We start from the raw sequence: 16,586 nt of genomic DNA, 5'->3' as shown, positions 1-16,586 counted from the left end.
CACCAACACTATTTGACACAGAAACCCTTTTTTTTGGCCATTTTTATGGCAAATTATTTGTCCAATTAACTTTAAAATGATAAGCTATACTTATATCATATAGAGAGCCAAAAAGGAGGTGAGTGAATGGGTGGATTAAGAAAATTTCTTCAAATCCTATTTTCACTCTTAGTTTTATTAGCAGTAGTGGCAACAGCTTCAGTTATTTACCCAATACCTTATTTAAGTGATTTTGTTGACCACAATATTGTGTCCAATCAAATGCTCGTAAATGCAGTCATTGTGCTGTTAGCACTTAGCTTTATTTACTTCGCAGTAGCCTTAATATGGAGCATAGTTGCACCCGCCAAGTCACGTACTTTAAAAGTGTCTAATGATTATGGTGAGGTTAAAGTTAATCGTGATACAGTGGTACAAGCGGTACATCGTGAATTATTAGACGTGAAACAGGCATCACGTAAAAATGTCACTGTGAAATTTGGTCGAAAACCAGAAAATACTAAAGTAACTGTTGACTACGCTGTAGACAAGCACAATGATGTACAGACGATTTCCAATCAAATTGCAGAAAAGGCGCAGCTTGCTGCGGAAAGTGTCTTAGGAACAAGTATTCAAAATGTGAAAGTGACTGCTGCACCATATGACGTAGAACAAAATCATCAGCAAACGCGCGGTCATAAACAGGCACGCGTTAGATAATAAATGTTCATTTGAACTAAACTTTGATAGGGGGCACATAGCATATGAAACAACCACCGCGTAGCTGGTATCCGTATAGAAATCGTATTTTAGGGGGCCTGATTGCATTCATTTTTGCCTTAATGTGGATGTGGTTAGGTTTTGGACCTGCATTATTCATTCTTGTATTCTCAACAATTGGATACATTGCAGGTGCTTACTTTGACGGACAAATTGACTTGGAAAGTTGGTTCTCATTTTTCAATTTTTAGAATCATATTATTTGAGTTAAGTTTGTAATCTTGCTATAATAGATACAACTTATGAAATATAAAATAACAATAAAAGAAATGGGGTATTTTACATGTCAGAGAACGTAAAACACACTAATGATTTAACTTTTGAAGATCGTGTATTGGAAAAAATTGCTTTCTATACAGTCCAAAACATTGATGGTATTTTAGAGTTAAAAGGTAACTTTACTTCAGGAATTAAGAGTTTCTTCACTAGTGGTGAAGATGATACTAAAGGTGTTAATGCTGAAGTTGGTAAGAAAGAAGTTGCTTTAGATTTAGAAGTTATTGCTGAGTATGGAAAAGATATTCCTGCAGCATTCGACAAAGTGACGAAAGCAGTAAAAGAAAATGTTCAACAAATTACTGGCTTAACAGTAGTTGAAGTAAACATGAATGTGAATGATGTATTAACACGCGCTGAATATGAACGCGATCAAAACGAACAAAAACGTGCTGCTGAACAACAACGACGTCAAGCAAACCAAAGTGGTCAATACACTGACGGTTCACGCGTACAATAGTATTCACTGATAAAGGAGGCGGGTATATACTCGTCTTCTTTTCATAAGAACATTTATATGAATTTTGATTTGACAATTATATATGTGATGCTTATACTTATTTTGGAATAAGATAATGATATCGAAAATAAGAGACAAGCTTTAGGGTTGGACATTAGAGACAAGTTGGTTAGTGAAAAACTTGCAATATCATATGGCGAACCACTCTTTAGATAGCATCGAAGTAAATGGCTGAGAGCACATTTAATAAGGTGTAAGGGTTGCCCCCATTATCAGCATATGAGGATAAGATATGCCTTGCATATTTTATTAAAATTGGGTGGAACCACGCATATTGTTTATTAGCGTCCCATTCTAGTCTTATAGGCTAGGGTGGGGCTTTTTTGTTTTTAAAAGGGAAAGGGAGGCAAAACATGATTGAATTAGTATTCCCAGATGGGGCGAAAAAATCATTCGAAGCAGGCGTTACTGGACGTGACGTTGCTGCATCAATTAGTAACTCATTAGCAAAACGCGCAATAGCAGCTAAAATTGACGGTGAATTGGTCGACTTAAATGCACCAATTAATGAAGGTGGCGCTATCGAAATTGTAGATCCTAAACATGAGGATGCTTTAGGCATCTTACGTCACTCTACTGCTCATTTAATGGCACAAGCAATGAAACGTTTGTATCCAAGCATTAGATTCGGTGTCGGTCCAGCTATTGAAACAGGCTTTTATTATGATACTGACCAAGAAAAACAAATTACTGAAGAAGATTTACCAGTAATTGAAGCGGAAATGGCCAAAATTGTAAAAGAAAATTATCCAATTGAACGTCGCGAAGTGACACGTGCTGAAGCGAACGAAATCTTTGCGGATGATGAATATAAACTGGAAATCATCGCAGATTTACCGGAAGATGAAACGCTAACAGTATATTCACAAGGTGAATTCACCGACCTTTGCCGTGGAATTCACGTACCATCAACTGGTTATATTAAAGAATTCAAATTATTATCTGTTGCCGGTGCATATTGGAGAGGTAATTCAGATAACAAAATGATGCAACGTGTTTACGGTACGGCCTTCTTTGAAAAACGTGACTTAAAAGAGTTTATCAAGCAACGTGAGGAAGCTAAAGAACGTGATCACCGTAAATTAGGTAAAGAATTAGACATCTTCATGGTAAATCCTGAAGTTGGTTCTGGCTTACCATTCTGGTTACCAAAAGGTGCTACAATCCGCCGTATTATCGAACGTTATATCGTAGATAAAGAAGTTTCTTTAGGTTATGAACATGTGTATACACCAATTATGGCAGATGTTGAATTATATAAAACTTCTGGTCACTGGGACCACTATCATGAAGATATGTTTCCACCAATGGATATGGGTGATGGTGAACAATTAGTTTTACGTCCAATGAACTGCCCACATCACATGATGATTTATAAAAATGAAATTCACTCATATCGTGAATTTCCAGTTCGAATTGCGGAATTAGGTATGATGCACCGTTACGAAAAATCTGGTGCCTTATCTGGTTTACAACGTGTACGTGAAATGACTTTAAATGATGCGCATATCTTTGTACGTCCAGACCAAATTAAGGAAGAATTCACCCGTGTAATTCAGTTAATCAAACAAGTTTATGATGATTTTAATATTACAGACTATCGTTTCCGTTTATCTTACCGTGATCCAAACAATACGGATAAATATTTTAATGATGATGAAATGTGGGAAAAAGCACAAGCAATGCTTAAAGAAGCAATGGATGATCTAGGTCTAGATTATTTTGAAGCAGAAGGTGAAGCAGCATTCTATGGTCCTAAATTAGACGTTCAAATGAAAACTGCTTTAGGTAATGAAGAAACCATGTCTACTGTTCAATTAGACTTCCTATTACCAGAACGCTTTGACTTAACTTATGTTGGTCAAGATGGTCAAGACACTCATCGTCCAGTAGTTATCCATCGTGGTGTTGTTTCAACTATGGAACGCTTCGTTGCTTACTTAATTGAAGAATATAAAGGGGCATTCCCAACTTGGTTAGCACCAGTCCAAGCTAAATTAATTCCAGTTAACGATGAAGCACACGGTGACCATGTTGAAGCAATTCGTCGTCGTATGCAAGCTGCGGGTATGCGTGTTGAAGTAGATAATCGTAACGAAAAAATGGGTTACAAGATCCGTGAAGCCCAAACACAAAAAATTCCATATCAATTAGTCTTTGGTGACAATGAAATAGCTGAAAACACAGTAACAATACGTCGCTACGGCTCCAAAGAAACATCATCAATGCCATTTGATGAATTCTTAGCACAATTAGAACAAGACATCAAAGCATATAAATAAAGGGTGCGAGCCCCGACGCTAAGAAAGGAACCGTTGGAAGATGAAGGCAGTAGATGAGACAGTCAACTACAACTTCATCTGAAACGCAGACCTTTCTGGAGGGACGAACCCGACTAAAAGCTGTCATGCGTTTAACCTTTAAAATTTGAATATACAAAAAAGAAGGCCGAGATATTTTCGCAGCCTTCTTTTTTTCTTAAAACATTATTCAACTACTTGTAACACTGGCTCTAATTGACCTAATGGAATCGTTGCCATGTTCGGACGCAGTGTGCCTTTATTTTCATCGCGTCCTTGTACCACTAGATTTGCATCTTTTTGATTGTACATGTTGATACCTTTCGCAACTAATTGTTGTGTCCGGTCACTAGCATATCTATTAAATAGTACGGATAGTTTAACAGAAGGTAGCTGTGTCATCATTGGGTAATCCCCCATTGAATCGCCAAACACCATGGCTGGCTCTTTACCGTGTGTTTCTACCATAAAGTTTTTGATTACTTCAACTTTTCCTAGACCTTTAGTAATATATGTTCCTGCTTCTAGGCGAGAATCTATCACCCCTTCTTGATCAACATCATAGCATTGGCCAAAGACCTGACTTGCATCTAAATTAAAGGGGGGCTTGGTTACGATTGAACGAACTAAATCAATTGGACTCGCTGTAATGATATAAATTGTAATATTATTATCTTTTAATGCTTGCCATAAATCGAGTATTTCATCAGCAATCCGGATCCCTTGTTGGATAGTAGCTTCAACTTCTCCAACCTTACTTTGAATATGTGGGCTAGAGGATAGTCGACGAAGTGCAATAGGTTTAGCTAAAGCATCTTCGAATACAGCAATAGATAGGTCTTTAAACTCATTTACTGTATAGCCTTTAAACCAATAAATAGGTGAATTTTTACCAGGCGTTCTTTGAAATTCGCTACCTACTTTTTGATAAAATAACCGCAGCTTTGTGGCAAACTCATCAAATTGTGTCCACTCTTTTACTTGCTCTAGTGGTAAACGTTCGCTCTCATCTAAAGAGATATAATCTGTGTATAAGACTTGATATTGCGCAATAATATCATCAGCCAAATCAAGATAGGTAGCTTTATTTTGTGAGTTGGAAAAAATAGGCTGATTGAAATTCATAGGTCCATTTGTTAATACTTCATAGAACTCATCAGGCGTCATTTTATAGGCTAAATGGTCTATCATATACATCATTAAATGGTCTTCTATATCGTGCATGATGGTTGTATTATCAAAATCAAACACAGCATATTCAGTATCAGCCTTATCTGTACCTAAATCAGATGCGGATTCCTGTATAACTGTGTTTAAACGTTGGACAACAAAAGGATCCCATTTTTGTTGGTTAATATTTAACGGCATAAAACTCTCCTTATATATATTGTGTTTATCATTCGCTATTTTCCATTATAAAGGACTAGTAATAAAAATATGTAAAATCTAAGTCATCATGATATTAATATCATGATTATCTAAGGTAACATTGTAGATCGTGGTGGTTATAGACACCAATGGTCTCTAAAAAAGATTCAATGGTAGTAGGCCCAATAAATTTAAAACCACGTTTTTTCAATAATCTCATAAAGGCTTTATTGATTTCTTCTTCATTACAATCATAATCTTCAAGTAATCGCTGTGCTGTTTCATAGATATAGTGTTTAAAGTCGGGTAATTCTGGGTCATCTTCAATAGCTAAAGCACACTGAGCGTTATTTACCATAGCCTGAATTTTTTTCCGGTGGCGAATGATACCTTTGTTTGTCATTAATCGGTCTATATCTGCTTCATCAAACTTAGCCAGTTGAGTGATATCAAATTGGGCAAATGCTTGTCTAAGTGCAAGTCGTTTTTTCAAAATGATAGACCAAGATAAACCTGCCTGCATAGATTCTAAACACAGCGCTTCAAAGACTTGCTGGCTTGTTGTTTTAATTTGTCCCCATTCGTTATCATGATAGGCAATCATTTCTGGCGTGTTAGCAAATTGGCACCGTGTATGCATGAAAAAACCCCTTCTTTCTTAGCAAAAATTATAATAAATAAGATTAATTCAAATTATAGCAAATCTAATATGCTTTTAATAGTTGTTATAGATTTAAACGATTAGTAGTGATTTATCTTCGATATTATCAATATTTGTTAAATATATCTATAATCAAGTTGTCGTAGAAAATAATGTAATATGGGGGATGGATATGATGAAATTTTTGGTTAAATTTGGGTTGTTTTCTTTATCTACTTTGGTATTAGGTGCTTGTGCCAGTGAGAATAGTGGGGAAGCAACGATTAGAGTGGCAACTTCTCCGGGTCCTTATAGTGTGTTATTTTTAGATCAAGTTGCGCCTAAATTAGAAGAAGAAGGTTATACAGTTGAAGAAATTGAGTTTACAGACTTACGTTCAGCAAATGTGGGTTTACAGGAAGGTTCTGCTGATTTAAATGTGGATCAACATTCTTTATATCTAGAAAACTTCAACCAAGAAGCAGGCGCAGATTTAACAGCTGTTACGCCCGTTCCAACAGTGCCAACAGGTTTATTTCCAGGAACGAAAGATGACTTAACAGCAGTATCAAGTGGAGACCGTGTTGGTATTCCGGATGATCCGTCAAATTATACAAGAGCCTTACTCGTTTTAGAAAAAGCTGGTTGGATTACTTTTAACGATGACGCAAACCTAGAAAAGCTAACTGTAGATGATATTGCAGAAAATATTAAAGGTATAGATATAATCCCTATGCAATCAGCAACTATTCCTAGAACGTTGGAAGATTTAGCTTATGCTATTATCCCGGGTTCCATTGCCTATGATGCGGGTGTTGACTTCTCTACAATGTTATTAGCCGAGGATGTGCGTGAAGATTTATTATTGCAAGCAGTTGTTTCAGACTCGGAAACGGCAGAAGCAGATTGGGTGCAAGCGGTAGTGAATATATATCATTCGGATGAATTTAAGGCACAAATTGAAGAAATCAATCATAATTCAGATGAAACATATTGGATTCTACCTGATTAAGACTTAATAAAGAAAAGATGAATATTCATAGAAAACGTTTACATCCAGTTGTCATTTCCTTTATGATAGAGGTATCAAATAAATAGGAGTGATGTATATGGTTGAAGTTTACACAAACTACTGGGAAAATCGACGCGACGGTGTTCGAAAAGAACATGGATCATATGCTAGCGAGGAAGAGGCTTTTGAGGGCATTCAAAGCTGGTGGACGCTTCATCAAGAAAATTATACCGATGTAAATAAAAGACGAACTAACTCTGGTGCGCTCGAAATTACATATGGTGATGATAATTACTACTATCGCATTGAAAAACGAGTACTAGATAAATTACCATCAAAAAAATGTAAGTTGAGAAGTCCTGGTGAGATCGACAGTAAACGCAAACTAGAGCAATTAGATGATGAAACTTTCCTATTTGAAGAATTGGCAGAACCTTATCGAGACTTATTATTAGTAGCAATGGGGAATGGAGAGCGTGTAAAGGATTTTGTTTATGATGAAAAAGGACGCCCAATTCGTGAATTGACTAAAGTAAGAGTTTAAAAGAGATGATTGACAAGTTGATGTAAGGATGTTACACTATGGAGGTTGAGAAAAGAAGCAGAAACACCCGTTTCTCACCTGAGTTGACAAGTTACGTCCTCTGGTTGATAGATATTCAGTTCACACAGACACGATCTGTGTGCTTAATACGACGGGTAGAGTTTGTACTATCCGTCGTTTTTTCTATGTGAAATTTCTCTTTCATACAGATATATGCAGTTTTGCAGAAAAAATTCTCTTTATAAAGCATCAATGGAGGTGTATTACTATCGCAAAAGATGTGTTCGTAAATGAAAATATCCGTGCACGTGAACTTCGTGTAATTGATTCTGAAGGTGAACAGCTAGGTGTGTTAAGTAAAGACGAGGCTTTGGATAAAGCTGAACAAGCTGGACTTGACTTGGTACTAGTATCACCAAACGCCAAACCGCCAGTTGCCCGTATTATGGATTATGGTAAATACCGTTATGAGCAACAACGGAAAGAGCGTGAACAACGTCAAAATCAAAAACAAGTCAATCTGAAGGAAGTGCGTTTATCTCCTACGATTGAAAAAAATGATTTTGAAACAAAATTGCGTCAAGCTCGTAAATTCCTTGGAAAAGGTGACAAAGTTAAAGCGTCAATTCGTTTCCGTGGTCGTGCTATTACGCACAAAGAAATTGGACGCGAAGTGCTAGAACGCTTTGCAGAAGAGCTTAAAGATATTGCAGAAGTTGAGCAAAGACCAAAAATGGAGGGACGTTCAATGTCTCTTCAAATGGCACCAGCTACTGACAAATAATTGAACAATTTTAGGAGGAAAAAACATGCCAAAACAAAAAACTCACCGCGCTTCAGTTAAACGTTTCAAAAAGACTGCTACAGGTAAATTAAAACGTAGTCATTCAGAACGTTCTCACCGTTTCCACGGTAAAACTAAAAAACAACGTCGTCAACATAAACAAGCGACAACAGTTCATTCATCAGATATGAAACGTATTTCTCAAATGATGGACACTTACAAATAAGATTATCTAAGCGTTCAGTCACGGGCTGAACAGTACTAAAAGGAGGAAATTAAATGGCTCGAGTTAAAGGTGGAACAGTAACACGTCGTCGTCGTAAAAAATATCTTAAGTTATCAAAAGGTTACTTCGGTGCGAAGTCTAAATTATACAAAACAGCTAAACAAGCTGTTATGAAATCATACACTTACGCATACCGTGACCGTCGTCAAAAGAAACGTGACTTCCGTCGTTTATGGATTACACGTATTAATGCAGCTGCTCGTATGAACGGAATGAGCTATAGCACATTAATCAATGGTTTAAAAGTTGCGAACATCGATATGAACCGTAAAATGTTAGCTGAATTAGCAGTTAACGATGCAGACGCATTTGCAGCAATTTGTGAACAAGCGAAAGCAGCTTTAAACAAATAATTTATTTAAAGTCCATGTAGCATCAGCTTTTTAGCGAGTGTCTACTGGGCTTTTTTATATTAAAGAAACGTAAACAAATATGTGATCTAAAAAAGCTATCAATAGTTATGTTATATTCGTATTATCCCAACTAATGATTACTTGTTAAAATAAATGGTAGGAATAATAATGATGGCATTTTTCAAACTGGACATTGAAGATAGAGGAATCAAAGGAATGCTATTACCTTAAGGGGAAATCAATCAAGATCAAACTAAATGATGTCATCTTATGATAGAATGAACCGATTGAATATAAAAAAGGAAACTTTATAAAGTAAAATGTAGAGGTGAAACTAATGTCAATTATAGACTTAAAAGATGTCGCGGTAAAATTTGAAACACCAAATGGTATCGTTGACGCAGTAAAAGATGTCAATATTTCTATTGAAAAAGGGGAGATATTTGGCGTTATCGGCTATTCAGGTGCGGGAAAATCTACGCTTGTGCGCACTATCAACCGTTTGCAACCTGTTTCTTCAGGACAAGTAATTGTCAATGATAAGGAAATCAATGCTTTATCTGAAGCTGAATTACGTGCTTCTCGTAAAAAAATTGGTATGATTTTTCAACACTTTAATCTAATGAATGCTAGAACAGTGGAGGGAAATGTCCTTTTTCCATTGAAGGATTCTAAGTTATCCAAAGATGAGAAGAAAGAAAAGGTTCACGAATTACTAGAATTAGTAGGCTTAGCAGATCGTAAAGATGCTTATCCAAGTCAACTTTCTGGTGGACAAAAACAACGTGTGGCTATTGCAAGAGCTTTGGCTAATGATCCAGATGTCTTATTGTGTGACGAGGCGACATCAGCCTTAGATCCCAAAACGACATCCTCTATTCTAGAATTACTGAAAGAATTGAATGAACGATTAAACTTAACGATTGTGATTATTACACATGAAATGCATGTAATCAAAGAGATTTGTAATCGTGTTGCTGTCATGGAACATGGCGTTGTTGTTGAACAAGATACAATATTTAATATCTTTAGAAATCCACAGCAAAAATTAACGAAAGACTTTATTGAATCTGCTTCGCCAATTGAGAAAGGGATCCAAGAAGTTTTGAACAATCCGGAATTATTAAATATTCATCCAGATGACCGTGTGATCCGTGTAACATTCTCAGGTACTTCAACTGGTGATCCGTTAATTTCTCAATTAACCACACAATTTTCAGTTAAAGCCAATATTCTATTCGGTAATATTGAAATCTTACAAAATATTCCTGTAGGTACTTTATTGTTAAGCCTAAGTGGCGAGGCTACTAAGGTACAAGAAGCCATTGATTATATTGGCTACGAAGGCATTACAGTTGAAGAATACAAAATTGAAGGCCACCATTACATTCAAGGGGAGGTTGATGCATAATGAATTTTATTGAAAGTATTTTACCTAATGCAGCAGGGATTCCTGATGAGTTTATTGAAGCCACAATTGAAACATTGTACATGTCCATCTGGACGGCTGTTCTAGGATTTATCCTTGGTTTAGCTTTAGGGATTTGGTTAGTCCTTACACAACCGAATGGCTTAAAAGCGAATGCGGCTATCTATGGTATTTTAGATAAATTAGTAAATATTTTCCGGTCAATTCCATTTGTTATTATGATTGCATTACTAGTAAACATTACGAGATTTATTGCAGGTACCTCAATTGGTACAACAGCGGCAATTGTTCCACTAGTCGTAGCAACAGTGCCGTTTTATGCTCGTCAAATTCAAAATGCTTTGGTTGAGGTAAATCCGGGCGTTATTGAAGCTGCACAAGCAATGGGTTTATCAACAGGAGATATTGTCTTTAGAGTTTATCTTAAAGAAGCTTTACCAGGTATTATCCGAGTATCTGCATTATCTATTATTAATGTCATTGGATTAACAGCTATGGCCGGAACTATCGGTGGTGGTGGACTAGGTAACTTAGCTATCACTCGTGGATACAATAGATTCCAAACTGACGTAACGATTGTATCAACAATCATTATTTTAATTATCGTCTTTATTTCTCAAGCTATCGCTGATCGCTTGGTTAAAAAAGTAGAACATTAACTAATCTGTCACTAATCAAGTTTTGGAGGAGAATATGATGAATAATAAATTTAAATTATCTGCAACGATCTTTGCTTCAGTTATTGCTTTAGCTGCATGTGGTACAACTGGTACCGAGGGAGAGTCAGCTGATTCAGCAACAGAGCAGCAAGTTGAATATACGGTTGGTGTCGTTGGGGATACTGAACGTTTAGTTTGGGAAGATGTGGCTGAACGTGTAGCAGATGAAGGTGTAACTTTAAATGTTGAAACTTTTACTGATTATGTTACACCAAATACTGCTTTAGTTGATGGATCCCTAGATTTAAATGCTTTCCAGCATTTAGCTTATTTAGCTGAATTTGTGGCATCCGATAATGCTGACTTACAACCAGTTGGTTATACTTATATCTCTCCAATGGGTGCTTATTCAGACTCACTTGAAAGTATCGAAGATTTAGCTGATGGTGGATCAGTGGTTATCCCAAATGACGTGACAAATGGTGGTCGCGCTTTACTATTATTAGAATTAGCCGGTATCCTTGAAATTGATGATGCTGCAGGTATTACACCAAGTATTGAAGATATCACAGCTAATCCTAAAAATATTGAAATTACTGAAGTAGATGCTGCTCAGGTGCCTCGCTCACTCGCAGATGCTGATTTAGTAATCGCTAATACAAACTATGCTGTAGACGCAGGTTTAGTTCCTGAAGAGGATGCTATTTTCTTAGATACAGATGACTTAGGTTCACTTGGTGCCCAATATAAAAACGCTGTTGTTGTAAAATCTGAAGATGTCGAAAATGAAGATATCCAAACAATTGTGGATGCTTACCAATCAGAAGAAACTGCAGCTAAAATTGATGAAGTAACCTCAGGTGCTGATCAATCAGCTTGGACGGATAATGATGATATTCAAGCTGACTTTGCTGAAGTTGTTGGTCAAACTGAGCCGGCAGAATAATTTGCAAAAATAGCATTATAGCGATATGTTAAGAAGGTGAGACAAAAGTCGTGTAGAATTGTGACGTACTGACCAAAAGCCGGCCAATAACGAAATGTTATTGGTGCATTTTGGGCATTATCGGATAATGCTGACTTTTGAAACCCGATGATAAACAATTTTATATAGCAAAGAGAGGCTGAGATATTTTTGTCCCAGCCTCCTTTTATTTCAATATTGTAAAAATAAATTGATTTCATCATTTATTTTTGGTATTTTTCTAACTATGCACTAAGGATACAATCTGATAAAATAAGTTGAATTTATTTAAAGAAAAAAATGAACTTAGGAGAAGACATGAATGAGTCAGATAAATATGGGACTAGCACTTCGCGGATCAGTTGAGAGCGACATGGCACAATTAACTGATATGCTTGAGGATGCGATAGCTTTACTTGCAATGAATAGCATAGATCAATGGCAGAATGGTACGATATCCAGTGAAATTTTATTAGATGCGATTATGCACAATCAAGCCTTTGTTTGGGAACACCGGGATAGTGGTGGCATTGCTGGCTTCTGTGTCTTGGGTACTTATGATGAATTGTATGAAAACCTTGCAGAAGGTGAGTGGACTGTATCAGGCTCTTATTTGGCCATTCACCGTGTGATGGTTTCTAAACATTTACGTGGAAGTAAAGTGACTACTCAGATGTTTTTGGATATTAAAAAGATGGGGATATTAAATAATATTGATGCATTACGAATTGATACACATCCAGATAATATCATGATGCAGAAAACCTTAAAAAGAAATGGTTTTGTTAGAACAGGTCTACTATATATGCCTTCAGGTAGTCCGCGATATACCTACGAGTTTGATTTATCTAAATTTTAGATTAAAATATTACTTATAACGAGTTGAAATCAAGTCTAAAATAGAGAGGTAGTTAGTTATGTATTATGTTAAAAATGAACGTAACGGCAAAGAAATTTTTGATCCCACTTACAATTTGGCGATTGAATATTTTTTATTAAATGAAAAGAAACTAGATGAACCAATCTTACTCTTTTATATTAATGAACCTTCAATTATCATTGGGAAAAATCAAAATACGCATGTTGAAATTAACGAGCCTTATGTTAAGGAACATAATGTTCACGTTGTCCGTCGTTTTTCAGGCGGTGGTGCCGTCTACCATGATCTAGGCAATATTTGCTTCTGTTTTATTACAAATGATGATGGCAATTCCTTTAGAGACTTTAAGCAGTTCACTGAACCTATTATTGAATCGCTTAAAAAAATGGGTGTTGAAGGTGCTGAGTTACGTGGACGAAATGACCTTGTAATCGGTGACCAAAAGTTCTCTGGTAATGCGATGTATTCTAAGAATGGTCGCATGACAGCCCACGGTACACTGATGTTTGATGTAGATATTGAAGAAACTACTAAAGTGTTGAAACCTAAAGCAGCTAAATTAAAAGCAAAAGGGGTTAAATCAATCCGAAGTCGCGTAACGAATATTAAGCCACATATGGATGCTGCGTCTCAAAATATGACCTTGTCTGATTTCAGATCAGCTTTATTACGTAATATTTTTGATGTAGAAAATCTTGAGGATATCCAAGAGTATGTTTTGACTGAAGATGATTGGGCATGGATTGAAAATTTCCGTCAACAATACACCAATAATGATGACTGGAACTACGGTGAAAATCCTGACTTTGAAATTATTCGCGATGAAAGAACGGCAGCTGGACAAATTGAGTTCCAGTTTAATATCTCAAAAGGGAAAATCAAAGCATGTAAAATTTACGGTGATTTCTTTGGTTTAGGTGAAATTACTGATGTTGAAAATGCTTTAATTGGTCAAGAATATAGTCGAGAAAACTTGATTGAAGTTTTTAATGGTATGAATATTAAAAGCTATTTTGGTAATGTCACAGCTGAGGAATTGGCTGACCTAGCATCTCTTTAATTGAATTTTATAGGAGGACAGGATTCGTATAGACTCTTGTCCTTTTTACGATGAGTGCAAAAAAAGTAAAAATACGGGTAGTAATCAATTAAATAAAAAAACAGTCAACCTTTAGGGTTAACTGTTTTCAACTATTCTATTTAACCAAATGCTCGGCGTACTTGAACGCTTGCATTGCCTCTAGCAATTTCATGTCCGCGTTCACGAATTAATCCAGCATTTAGTGTGGATACTTCACCATATTCTTGCGCTAAGAAAGCCAAGTCCTCAATCTCGCTATCAGATAACTCGTTAGCTTCAAATTTTACTAGTGCGAAGTAGACTTCATTATATAAATATAGATCTACTTGTGCATACTGGTCTTTAAAGTCACGAGCAAAAGCAAGGAAATCTTCAAATATACGGAAGGCTAGCGTAATTTCTCTAGGGACACGGGGTTCCACAGTTCCTGCACTAGCTATTTTTTTTCTGTTGGTATCTTGTTTAGCTTGGTCGTCTAAGATACTTTGACGTTCACTTGATTTAGCCTTATCTTCATCTTCTAGCTCGCCAATTGTCTCCATTAGTTGTTGGAAAGCACTATCTTCTTCGTTATCATCGCCAAAGCCTTTACTAATATACAAATCAATACCGTTTCTTTTCGGCATTACTTGGAAAGTGATCGCTTCAGTATGTTGGAATTTTTGTGACACGTCGACCTCTTCAAGGATACTCATGAAAAAATGCTCAACTTCGTTTTGGTTGCTCATGATATCCATAAACGAGATACCCCGTTCAATTAAATCATCAGTATCTATAAATACTCGGATAGTATTTTCGTTAATATACTCCATTTCCATCGTAATCACCCCAATCTATTATTATGTAGTGTAAACTAATTGATGCGAAAGTTAAAGTAATTTACTCTAGAAAATAAAAAGAGTACAGAAAATTGCACTCTTTCCATCGTGATTATCTTGTTTTTTTAAATTAATTAGCGTGTGCTTCTTGTTCCTCATAAGAGCGTAACGCTTGTTGCAATTCAAGTTTACGAACGCTTCTTGGTAAGAAACGACGAATTTCATCTTCGTTATAACCAACCTGTAAACGTTTATCATCTAAAATAATAGGGCGTCGTAACAAACCAGGATTATTTTGGATTAATTCAAATAAATCATTTAAAGGAATTTCTTCAAGATCGATATTTAATTCTTGGAATGCTTTTGATCGAGTAGAAATAATTTCTTCAGTGCCTTCCTCTGTCATGCGTAGGACAGCTTTGATTTCATCTTCGGTTAATGGTTCTGAAAAGATGTTTCTTTCGGTATAAGGAATTTCATGTTCTTCTAACCATGCTCGTGCTTTGCGACATGAAGTACAACTTGGTGATATGTATAATTTTACCATGTGTATCTCTCCTTTGTATGAAAAACAATTCTTAACTAACATAAATATAGTATACCATAGAGCTTGTGAATTTACTATGTTTTTTTAACCAATTTTGACGTATCATTAATAAGTTATTACAAGAAGTAACTAAAGCTAATAAGCACAAGCGAGATACCAACAAGCTAGCAGAAATATGCTATACTAATATAGAATTTAAGTGAGGGGATTTTTAGATGACAAAACGTATTTTTTCTGGTGTACAACCAAGTGGAACACCAACAATCGGTAATTATGTCGGAGCGATGAAGCAATTTATCGAATTACAAAATGATTTTGAAGCTTACTACTGTGTCGTGAACCAACATGCTATCACAGTAGCGCAAGATCCTGAGGAGTTACGTCGCAATACAAGATCATTAGCTGCCTTGTATATTGCCTTAGGTATTGACCCAGAAAAAGCAACCATTTTTATTCAAAGCCAAGTGCCTGCTCATGCTCAAGCTGCGTGGATTGTACAATGTAATACAGCTTTAGGTGAATTAGAGCGTATGACGCAATTTAAAGATAAGTCTGCTAAACAAGCATCAGTTTCAGCCGGTCTTTTAACATATCCACCATTAATGGTTGCTGATATTATTTTATATCAAACCGATTTAGTACCGGTTGGAGATGACCAAAAGCAACATCTTGAATTAACTAGAAACTTTGTAGAACGTTTTAATAATCGTTACACAGGTAAAAAGGAAAAACCCATACTAACAATGCCGGAGTTTTACGCACCGAAAGAAGGTGGTAGAATCATGAGTTTACAAGAACCAACTAAGAAAATGAGTAAATCAGATGACAACAAAAAATCTTTTGTTTCTTTATTGGATGATCCTAAAACGATTACGAAGAAAATCAAGTCAGCAATGACAGATTCATCTGGTGAAATTTCTTACGATAAGGAAAACAAACCTGGAATTTCCAATTTATTAACGATTTATTCTTCATTTGCTAACCGTTCTATTGACGATATAGTAGCTGAATATCAAAATGCTGGTTACGGTAAATTCAAACAAGACTTAGCAGATGTCGTCATTTCTGTTTTAGAACCGATGCAAGAACGTCATGCAAAATTAATGGATTCATCTGAATTAGATGACATTTTAGCAGAAGGTGCTAAAAAAGCAAATAAGGTAGCAAATGAAACACTTGCATCTATGGAAAAGGCGATTGGCTTTAGATAAGCTCAGAAGAAGGTGAGACAAAAGTCGTTTAGCATTGACGTACTGGACCAAAAAACGAACAATAACGAAATGTTATTGGCGCATTTTGGGAAGTGTCAAATAATGCTGACTTTTGAAACCCGATGATAAATATCTTTTATATAGCAAAGAGAGGC

19 protein-coding genes and 1 other annotated feature are annotated in these 16,586 nt (G+C 36.0%); of the genes, 15 read left to right on the top strand and 4 right to left on the bottom strand.

Annotated elements, in window-relative coordinates:
* Positions 1–126: 126 nt before the first annotated feature.
* The 4 genes from amaP (at position 127) to thrS (ending at position 3,837) form a co-directional block, all read left to right on the top strand.
* Positions 127–699 carry an alkaline shock response membrane anchor protein AmaP gene (amaP, locus tag HMPREF3116_RS04640; RefSeq protein ID WP_070468010.1) on the top strand — a complete coding sequence of 191 codons (573 nt, stop codon included), beginning with the start codon at positions 127–129 and terminating at the stop codon, positions 697–699.
* A gap of 44 nt (positions 700–743) precedes the next feature.
* Entirely contained in the window at positions 744–950 is a 207-nt protein-coding gene (locus tag HMPREF3116_RS04635) for a DUF2273 domain-containing protein (protein ID WP_070468009.1), read from the top strand.
* A 92-nt stretch (positions 951–1,042) separates the two neighbouring features.
* A complete protein-coding gene (locus tag HMPREF3116_RS04630; RefSeq protein WP_070468008.1) occupies positions 1,043–1,495 on the top strand; it encodes an Asp23/Gls24 family envelope stress response protein in 453 nt (150 codons plus the stop codon).
* 413 nt (positions 1,496–1,908) lie between these two features.
* Positions 1,909–3,837: a threonine--tRNA ligase gene (gene thrS / locus HMPREF3116_RS04625; RefSeq protein WP_070468007.1), complete on the top strand. Its 1,929-nt coding sequence runs from the start codon at positions 1,909–1,911 to the stop codon at positions 3,835–3,837.
* A gap of 204 nt (positions 3,838–4,041) precedes the next feature.
* Here the strand turns inward: thrS and HMPREF3116_RS04620 are convergent, their stop codons facing one another.
* On the bottom strand, positions 4,042–5,223 hold the full coding sequence (locus HMPREF3116_RS04620; protein ID WP_070468006.1) for an HAD family hydrolase: 1,182 nt from the start codon (positions 5,221–5,223) through the stop codon (positions 4,042–4,044).
* 106 nt (positions 5,224–5,329) lie between these two features.
* Entirely contained in the window at positions 5,330–5,863 is a 534-nt protein-coding gene (locus HMPREF3116_RS04615; RefSeq protein ID WP_070468005.1) for a DNA-3-methyladenine glycosylase I, read from the bottom strand.
* 193 nt (positions 5,864–6,056) lie between these two features.
* Between HMPREF3116_RS04615 and HMPREF3116_RS04610 the strand changes: the two genes are divergently transcribed.
* The 10 genes from HMPREF3116_RS04610 to HMPREF3116_RS04565 all read left to right on the top strand — a co-directional run bounded on the left by HMPREF3116_RS04610 (position 6,057) and on the right by HMPREF3116_RS04565 (position 13,834).
* Positions 6,057–6,875 carry a MetQ/NlpA family ABC transporter substrate-binding protein gene (locus tag HMPREF3116_RS04610; RefSeq protein WP_246819046.1) on the top strand — a complete coding sequence of 273 codons (819 nt, stop codon included), beginning with the start codon at positions 6,057–6,059 and terminating at the stop codon, positions 6,873–6,875.
* A gap of 97 nt (positions 6,876–6,972) precedes the next feature.
* A complete protein-coding gene (locus tag HMPREF3116_RS04605) occupies positions 6,973–7,419 on the top strand; it encodes a hypothetical protein (RefSeq protein WP_070468004.1) in 447 nt (148 codons plus the stop codon).
* 49 nt (positions 7,420–7,468) lie between these two features.
* Positions 7,469–7,608, top strand: a sequence feature (ribosomal protein L20 leader region).
* Between the two features lie 73 nt (positions 7,609–7,681).
* A complete protein-coding gene (gene infC / locus HMPREF3116_RS04600) occupies positions 7,682–8,203 on the top strand; it encodes a translation initiation factor IF-3 (protein ID WP_070468019.1) in 522 nt (173 codons plus the stop codon).
* Positions 8,204–8,228: 25 nt separating this feature from the next.
* Positions 8,229–8,429 (top strand): 50S ribosomal protein L35, encoded by a 201-nt coding sequence (gene rpmI, locus HMPREF3116_RS04595; RefSeq protein WP_070468003.1) that lies wholly within the window; start codon positions 8,229–8,231, stop codon positions 8,427–8,429.
* A gap of 53 nt (positions 8,430–8,482) precedes the next feature.
* Positions 8,483–8,842, top strand: coding sequence for a 50S ribosomal protein L20 (gene rplT / locus HMPREF3116_RS04590; protein WP_003142018.1), 360 nt, complete (start codon positions 8,483–8,485; stop codon positions 8,840–8,842).
* Between the two features lie 337 nt (positions 8,843–9,179).
* Positions 9,180–10,253, top strand: coding sequence for a methionine ABC transporter ATP-binding protein (locus tag HMPREF3116_RS04585; protein ID WP_083272767.1), 1,074 nt, complete (start codon positions 9,180–9,182; stop codon positions 10,251–10,253).
* Positions 10,253–10,930 carry a methionine ABC transporter permease gene (locus HMPREF3116_RS04580; protein ID WP_070468002.1) on the top strand — a complete coding sequence of 226 codons (678 nt, stop codon included), beginning with the start codon at positions 10,253–10,255 and terminating at the stop codon, positions 10,928–10,930. Before HMPREF3116_RS04585 ends, HMPREF3116_RS04580 begins: the two co-directional genes overlap by 1 nt.
* Positions 10,931–10,967: 37 nt before the next feature.
* Positions 10,968–11,876 carry a MetQ/NlpA family ABC transporter substrate-binding protein gene (locus tag HMPREF3116_RS04575; protein WP_070468001.1) on the top strand — a complete coding sequence of 303 codons (909 nt, stop codon included), beginning with the start codon at positions 10,968–10,970 and terminating at the stop codon, positions 11,874–11,876.
* Between the two features lie 340 nt (positions 11,877–12,216).
* The gene (locus HMPREF3116_RS04570) at positions 12,217–12,753 is read left to right on the top strand and encodes a GNAT family N-acetyltransferase (protein WP_070468000.1); all 537 of its coding nucleotides are present in this window, start codon (positions 12,217–12,219) and stop codon (positions 12,751–12,753) included.
* A 58-nt stretch (positions 12,754–12,811) separates the two neighbouring features.
* A complete protein-coding gene (locus tag HMPREF3116_RS04565; protein WP_070467999.1) occupies positions 12,812–13,834 on the top strand; it encodes a lipoate--protein ligase in 1,023 nt (340 codons plus the stop codon).
* Between the two features lie 140 nt (positions 13,835–13,974).
* On the opposite strand, the gene HMPREF3116_RS04560 is transcribed toward HMPREF3116_RS04565, so the two are convergent.
* Positions 13,975–14,673: an adaptor protein MecA gene (locus HMPREF3116_RS04560; protein ID WP_070467998.1), complete on the bottom strand. Its 699-nt coding sequence runs from the start codon at positions 14,671–14,673 to the stop codon at positions 13,975–13,977.
* 130 nt (positions 14,674–14,803) lie between these two features.
* On the bottom strand, positions 14,804–15,220 hold the full coding sequence (gene spxA / locus HMPREF3116_RS04555) for a transcriptional regulator SpxA (RefSeq protein WP_070467997.1): 417 nt from the start codon (positions 15,218–15,220) through the stop codon (positions 14,804–14,806).
* 215 nt (positions 15,221–15,435) lie between these two features.
* On the opposite strand from spxA, the gene trpS reads away from it, so the two are divergent.
* Positions 15,436–16,431, top strand: coding sequence for a tryptophan--tRNA ligase (gene trpS, locus HMPREF3116_RS04550; protein ID WP_070467996.1), 996 nt, complete (start codon positions 15,436–15,438; stop codon positions 16,429–16,431).
* Positions 16,432–16,586 lie beyond the last annotated feature (155 nt).

The sequence above is a fragment of the Aerococcus sp. HMSC10H05 genome, from assembly GCF_001806975.1.
Lineage (GTDB): Bacteria > Bacillota > Bacilli > Lactobacillales > Aerococcaceae > Aerococcus > Aerococcus viridans_B.
The sequence above is the reverse complement of the archived record's forward strand: the minus strand, read 5'-3'. Positions and strand labels throughout refer to the sequence as shown.

Excerpts from the sequence above, each read along its gene's own strand:
- amaP (WP_070468010.1), top strand. The coding sequence starts at position 127 with ATGGGTGGATTAAGAAAATTTCTTCAAATCCTATTTTCACTCTTAGTT.
- HMPREF3116_RS04635 (WP_070468009.1), top strand. The coding sequence starts at position 744 with ATGAAACAACCACCGCGTAGCTGGTATCCGTATAGAAATCGTATTTTA.
- HMPREF3116_RS04630 (WP_070468008.1), top strand. The coding sequence starts at position 1,043 with ATGTCAGAGAACGTAAAACACACTAATGATTTAACTTTTGAAGATCGT.
- thrS (WP_070468007.1), top strand. The coding sequence starts at position 1,909 with ATGATTGAATTAGTATTCCCAGATGGGGCGAAAAAATCATTCGAAGCA.
- HMPREF3116_RS04620 (WP_070468006.1), bottom strand. The coding sequence starts at position 5,223 with ATGCCGTTAAATATTAACCAACAAAAATGGGATCCTTTTGTTGTCCAA.
- HMPREF3116_RS04615 (WP_070468005.1), bottom strand. The coding sequence starts at position 5,863 with ATGCATACACGGTGCCAATTTGCTAACACGCCAGAAATGATTGCCTAT.
- HMPREF3116_RS04610 (WP_246819046.1), top strand. The coding sequence starts at position 6,057 with ATGATGAAATTTTTGGTTAAATTTGGGTTGTTTTCTTTATCTACTTTG.
- HMPREF3116_RS04605 (WP_070468004.1), top strand. The coding sequence starts at position 6,973 with ATGGTTGAAGTTTACACAAACTACTGGGAAAATCGACGCGACGGTGTT.
- rpmI (WP_070468003.1), top strand. The coding sequence starts at position 8,229 with ATGCCAAAACAAAAAACTCACCGCGCTTCAGTTAAACGTTTCAAAAAG.
- rplT (WP_003142018.1), top strand. The coding sequence starts at position 8,483 with ATGGCTCGAGTTAAAGGTGGAACAGTAACACGTCGTCGTCGTAAAAAA.
- HMPREF3116_RS04585 (WP_083272767.1), top strand. The coding sequence starts at position 9,180 with ATGTCAATTATAGACTTAAAAGATGTCGCGGTAAAATTTGAAACACCA.
- HMPREF3116_RS04580 (WP_070468002.1), top strand. The coding sequence starts at position 10,253 with ATGAATTTTATTGAAAGTATTTTACCTAATGCAGCAGGGATTCCTGAT.
- HMPREF3116_RS04575 (WP_070468001.1), top strand. The coding sequence starts at position 10,968 with ATGAATAATAAATTTAAATTATCTGCAACGATCTTTGCTTCAGTTATT.
- HMPREF3116_RS04570 (WP_070468000.1), top strand. The coding sequence starts at position 12,217 with ATGAGTCAGATAAATATGGGACTAGCACTTCGCGGATCAGTTGAGAGC.
- HMPREF3116_RS04565 (WP_070467999.1), top strand. The coding sequence starts at position 12,812 with ATGTATTATGTTAAAAATGAACGTAACGGCAAAGAAATTTTTGATCCC.
- HMPREF3116_RS04560 (WP_070467998.1), bottom strand. The coding sequence starts at position 14,673 with ATGGAAATGGAGTATATTAACGAAAATACTATCCGAGTATTTATAGAT.
- spxA (WP_070467997.1), bottom strand. The coding sequence starts at position 15,220 with ATGGTAAAATTATACATATCACCAAGTTGTACTTCATGTCGCAAAGCA.
- trpS (WP_070467996.1), top strand. The coding sequence starts at position 15,436 with ATGACAAAACGTATTTTTTCTGGTGTACAACCAAGTGGAACACCAACA.